Genomic DNA, 4,929 nt, shown 5'->3' on the forward strand with positions numbered 1-4,929 from the left:
GCCTGGATGCCCGCACCGCCGCCGCTGTCGGAACCCGCGATCGTCAATATCCGCGGACAATTACCGGTCACAGAAACAGCGGCCCGACCTGGACGATCAGGAACCATTCGATGGCCCCGGCAAGCAAAAGGATCAGGATCCAGAACCGCCGAAAAAAGCCTCGGGCAAAGAAAAACAGCACCAGAGTTAGCAGCACCGGCAAGATCAGACCGATGACCACGATGGTTCGGGCATCCATCGCATCCAGAAAGCTCAGCATTTATATTTCCGTTCGGTAGAGGCCGGGTGTTTTGCCAGGAGCGCGGCCGAACGGGTCGGCCTCGAGCTTAACGCGCCACCACAATTTGGGCATCTACCCTGAAATTTCTCGCTATCGCAACTTTCGCAAAAAGTGCATTCAAAACTGCAGATCAGCGCACCAGCCTGCTCGGCTGGCAGGTCCCTGCCACAGCTTTCGCAATCGGGGCGCATTTCCAGCATCAGCCCGCAACCTCCTCGACCACCGCGCAAATCCGGTCAACCACAGCATGGACCTGCGCTTCGTCGTCCCCCTCTGCCATCACTCTGATCAGCGGCTCGGTGCCCGATTTGCGGATCAACAGTCGACCACAACCATCCAGTTCCTTTTCGGCTTCGGCGATAACTGCCTTGACCTTCTCGCTCTCGAGCGGCTGGCCGTCGCTATAGCGGACATTTTTGAGCAGTTGCGGAACCGGATCAAACAGATGCAGCAATTCGCTCGCCGGTTTGCCGCTTTCGACCAGTTCACCCAACACCTGCAAGGCGGCAACCGTGCCGTCCCCGGTGGTGCCATGATCGAGCAGGATCATATGGCCCGATTGCTCGCCGCCAACGTTATAGCCGCCCTTTTTCATTTCTTCCAGAACGTAGCGATCACCGACGTTTGCCCGCACCAGATCAAGATGCTGGGAGTTCAGGAACCGCTCCAGCCCAAGATTGGACATAACCGTGGCGACGATACCGTCACCGCGCAACAGGCCATTGCGGCTCCAGCTCGAGCCGATCAGTGCCATAAGTTGATCGCCATCAACCACCTGTCCTTCTTCGTCGACAACGATCAGACGGTCAGCATCCCCGTCCAGGGCAACGCCGACATGAGCGCCAGAAGCGACGACGGTTTCCTGCAAAATCGCCAGATCCGTCGATCCGCATTTGTCATTGATATTCAATCCGTTGGGACTGATTCCCAGCGTGACAACCTCTGCGCCCAATTCCCAGAAAGCGGAAGGTGCCACCTGATAGGCTGCGCCATTGGCGCAATCGCAAACGATCTTCAGGCCATCGAGCCTTATATGGTCCGGCAACGACATTTTGACGGCATGAATATAGCGGCCGCGGGCATCCTCAAACCTTTTGGCCCGGCCAATGTCGGCCGCTGGCGCCAATATCGTCTCTTCTTCAAGATAGGCCTCGATCTTGAGCTCGTCTTCGTCGGACAGTTTGAACCCGTCCGGCCCGAACAGCTTTATTCCATTGTCATAATAGGGGTTGTGACTGGCGGATATCATGACCCCGAGATCGGCACGCATCGACCGGGTGAGCAAGGCCACCGCCGGCGTCGGCATGGGACCGACCTGGACTACATCCATCCCGACACTGGTAAAACCGGCGACCAGCGCATTTTCCATCATATAGCCGGACAGTCTGGTATCCTTGCCGATGACGACGCGATGTTTGTGATTTCCCCGCATGAAGTGCCGTCCAGCGGCCTGTCCCACTTTCATCGCGATTTCGGCGGTCATCGGATGTTTGTTGGTCAGCCCGCGGATGCCGTCGGTGCCGAAAAATTTCTTTGTCATATCCACTTGCATCCCAAAATAGTCACATCTTGTAGCGCTTGTCTCTAGCCGATGGATCGGCAGGAGACCAAGCAGGAATGACGCCAATGGCGAAATTTACAAGCAATCCCCCCTTGCCAGAACTTGGCGGCCATGGTTCATGGTCACTTGGTGGGTGGCAAGGGACAGAATATTGAAAAAAGCGCTGATAATACTTCTTGCCCTCGTTCTCGGCATATTGATCGGACTGTTTGTCGGCCCCAAAAATGCATTGCTGGTAGAAGCGGCCGACGTCGTCGGCAATATGTGGCTCAACGCCTTGCGCATGACCGTCATCCCACTTGTTTTTACTCTGCTGATCGTCGGAATTGGCAAGGCTGCTTCAATGGCCCGCGCCGGACGGATGACGGCTCGCGCTATTCTGTTCATGATTTTCCTCCTCTGGTGCTCTTCCGCCATGGCGGCTCTGGTCACCCCTGCCCTGCTAGAACTCTTCCCGCTAAACTTTGATGCTGCGGCGGCGCTGCGGTCTGCATTGGGAGATGCCGCGCCACCGGGAGACGTGCCACCGTTCAGCGAGTTCCTCCGCGCCCTCATTCCCACCAATGCCATTGCGGCAGCGGCAGAAGATGCGGTGCTGCCGCTGATGATTTTCGCGCTCGCTTTCGCCTTTGCGATCACCCGCCTGCCGGACGCTCAAAGAATGATGCTCGACCAGTTTTTCAACGCTCTTGCAGATGCTTTGCTGATCCTTATCCAATGGGTATTGGCGCTAGCGCCACTGGGTGTCTTCGCTCTGGCACTGGGCGTCGGCGCGAACGCAGGAGTGGCGGCATTCGGGGCATTGCTCCATTATGTCCTGATCGTCAGCAGCGTCGGCGCAGTGGTCTGGATCTTCAGCTATGTCCTGACCTATGTCGGCGCGAAGCGTGGCCCGATCGCCTTTTTCAAGGCGTCGGCCCGGGCGCAGGCGGTGGCCATTTCCACACAAAGCTCGCTGGCTTCGCTGCCGGCGATGGTCAGCGGCGTCAAGGTCATGGGGGTCGGTGACCGGTCAGCCGATGTCGTCCTGCCGATTGCGGTCGCGCTGTTTCGGGCAACCGGTCCTTGCATGAATCTTGCGGTCGCCATTTACGTCGCCCATCTGATGGGCATCGAATTGTCATTTGGCGTCCTGGCGATCGGAATAGTCGTCGCGGCGATCACCACCATGGGGGCGGTCAGCCTGCCCGGTTCGATCAGCTTCATCACCTCGATTGCTCCGATTTGCATTGCGATGGGCATTCCGATTGAACCACTGGTTCTGCTTTTGGCGATCGAGACATTTCCTGATATCATGCGGACCGTGGCGAATGTCAGCATGGACATGAGCGTGACCGCGACGCTCGCCCGAACCGAGGGAGATATAGAATGAAATATCGCAAACTGGGTAGTGAACTGGAGGTTTCCGCGCTTGGCCTCGGCTGCATGCCGATGGCGGGCATTGGCAAGGGCATGTACGGCATGGCCAACCGCGCCGAAAGTCTGGCAACCATCGACCGGGCGATCGAACTGGGGGTGACCTTTTTCGACACCGCCGAGGTCTATGGTCCGCACATCAACGAAGAATTGCTCGGTCAGGCGATCCGCGGCCGTCGCGACCGGCTGGTCATCGCCACCAAATTCGGCTTCGCCTTCAAAGACGGGCAAGTGACCGGCGTGGACTCCAGTCCGGCCAATGTGCGCCGGGCCTGCGAAGGATCGCTACTGCGACTTGGCATCGATACCATCGACCTTTTCTACCAGCATCGCGTTGATCCAAATGTCCCGATTGAGGAAACGGTAGGCGCGATGGCCGATCTCGTAACCGAGGGCAAGGTCCGCTATCTCGGCCTTTCGGAGGCTGGCGCGGAATCCCTCAAAAAGGCCCACGCGACCCATCCCATTGCGGCTTTGCAATCGGAATATTCCTTGTGGGAGCGGAGTATCGAGGAAGAAATCCTGCCGATCTGTCAAGACCTTGGCATCGGCTTTGTTCCCTACAGCCCGCTCGGTCGCGGTTTTCTGACCGGCCAGATCAACAGCCGGGATGATTTGCCGGAGGATGATTATCGTCGCAATGATCCGCGCTATTCGGAAGAAAATTTCGACCAGAATATGAAATTGGTCGATGTGGTGAAAGAAGTCGCCACCCGCCATCACTGCTCACCCGCACAAATTGCACTGGCATGGCTGCTGGAGCAGGGCGATTTCATCGTGCCGATCCCCGGCTCGAAAAGGCGGGCGACGCTGGAAGACAGTATGGTTGCGGTCGACATTGACCTGACCGAAGCCGATCTTGACGAACTGGAATCCGCAGCGCCGGTAGGCGGCACCGCTGGCCTCCGCTATGGCGAGCGCATGATGTCGATGGTCCGCCTCTAGCGGCTAGTGATCATAAGCCTTCGGCAAAGCACCCGGGGCCGGGTTGCGATAGCGATCCCGAAGCCGGATTTGCCGGTTGCTGAGAGACTGTTCGACCCCGTCGATGAGCACTTTATCAACCTGTGTTGAAAGCTCCAGCGGATCACCCGTCCAGATGACGATATCCGCCTGACGACCGGCTTTGAGCGAACCCAGTTGCCCACCCATATCCATGATTTCCGCAGGCACCGAACTGATCGCGGCAAATGCGTCGTTCCAGTTCAGCCCTGTGGCTCGGGGCACTTTATTGAGCGCGACCAGATTACCGGCATATTGAACGGAATAACGTAGTTGATGGGCATCCCGGTCGTTGATCATACCGATCGCGACCTTTACGCCAGCGGCCTTCATGCGGCCGATATTGGACTGGGTGGCAGACAGATCCTCGAAGCCATAAGGCAGGTCGCTGAGCGCCGACGCCAGCACAGGCACGCCTGCCGCGGCGATATGATTGGCGACACGCCAGCCTTCATTAGCACCGACCAGCACCATTTTCAGCGCCGGAAAATCCTTGCGGAGGTCGAGGACCTTGAGGATGTCATTGGCGCTTTCGACATGGACCAGCAGCTTGGTGCTGCCGTTGATCACTGGCAACAGGGCCTTGGCGTCCGACGCCTTTAGCAGGTCACTGTCAAAAACAGCCGGATTGCGTGCATAGGTCCGCGCTTCTTCGAGCAGCGCCCGGAAC

6 protein-coding genes are annotated in these 4,929 nt (G+C 57.9%); 2 read left to right on the top strand and 4 right to left on the bottom strand.

Going from position 1 to position 4,929, the window contains the following annotated elements; translation table 11 throughout:
• Positions 1 to 67 precede the first annotated feature (67 nt).
• From WBM93_RS01145 to glmM, 3 genes are read right to left on the bottom strand one after another with little or no spacing between them, the layout of a single operon-like run.
• On the bottom strand, positions 68 to 259 hold the full coding sequence (locus WBM93_RS01145; RefSeq protein ID WP_424427319.1) for a hypothetical protein: 192 nt from the start codon (positions 257 to 259) through the stop codon (positions 68 to 70).
• Positions 253 to 480: a DUF1272 domain-containing protein gene (locus WBM93_RS01150; protein ID WP_424427320.1), complete on the bottom strand. Its 228-nt coding sequence runs from the start codon at positions 478 to 480 to the stop codon at positions 253 to 255. The genes WBM93_RS01145 and WBM93_RS01150 overlap by 7 nt, the downstream gene beginning before the upstream one ends.
• Positions 480 to 1,820 carry a phosphoglucosamine mutase gene (gene glmM, locus WBM93_RS01155; protein WP_424427322.1) on the bottom strand — a complete coding sequence of 447 codons (1,341 nt, stop codon included), beginning with the start codon at positions 1,818 to 1,820 and terminating at the stop codon, positions 480 to 482. Before glmM ends, WBM93_RS01150 begins: the two co-directional genes overlap by 1 nt.
• A 139-nt stretch (positions 1,821 to 1,959) precedes the next feature.
• Between glmM and WBM93_RS01160 the strand changes: the two genes are divergently transcribed.
• Positions 1,960 to 3,213 (top strand): dicarboxylate/amino acid:cation symporter, encoded by a 1,254-nt coding sequence (locus WBM93_RS01160; protein ID WP_424427324.1) that lies wholly within the window; start codon positions 1,960 to 1,962, stop codon positions 3,211 to 3,213.
• Positions 3,210 to 4,202: an aldo/keto reductase gene (locus tag WBM93_RS01165; RefSeq protein ID WP_424427325.1), complete on the top strand. Its 993-nt coding sequence runs from the start codon at positions 3,210 to 3,212 to the stop codon at positions 4,200 to 4,202. The genes WBM93_RS01160 and WBM93_RS01165 overlap by 4 nt, the downstream gene beginning before the upstream one ends.
• A 3-nt stretch (positions 4,203 to 4,205) precedes the next feature.
• Here the strand turns inward: WBM93_RS01165 and WBM93_RS01170 are convergent.
• On the bottom strand, positions 4,206 to 4,929 hold a 724-nt coding region (locus tag WBM93_RS01170; RefSeq protein WP_424427327.1), incomplete at its 5' end, for an amidohydrolase family protein.

Source organism: Parasphingorhabdus sp. (assembly GCF_049667325.1).
In the GTDB taxonomy this organism is placed as follows: Bacteria; Pseudomonadota; Alphaproteobacteria; order Sphingomonadales; family Sphingomonadaceae; genus Parasphingorhabdus.

Excerpts from the sequence above, each read along its gene's own strand:
- WBM93_RS01165 (WP_424427325.1), top strand. The coding sequence starts at position 3,210 with ATGAAATATCGCAAACTGGGTAGTGAACTGGAGGTTTCCGCGCTTGGC.
- WBM93_RS01145 (WP_424427319.1), bottom strand. The coding sequence starts at position 259 with ATGCTGAGCTTTCTGGATGCGATGGATGCCCGAACCATCGTGGTCATC.
- WBM93_RS01150 (WP_424427320.1), bottom strand. The coding sequence starts at position 480 with ATGCTGGAAATGCGCCCCGATTGCGAAAGCTGTGGCAGGGACCTGCCA.
- WBM93_RS01160 (WP_424427324.1), top strand. The coding sequence starts at position 1,960 with ATGGTCACTTGGTGGGTGGCAAGGGACAGAATATTGAAAAAAGCGCTG.
- glmM (WP_424427322.1), bottom strand. The coding sequence starts at position 1,820 with ATGACAAAGAAATTTTTCGGCACCGACGGCATCCGCGGGCTGACCAAC.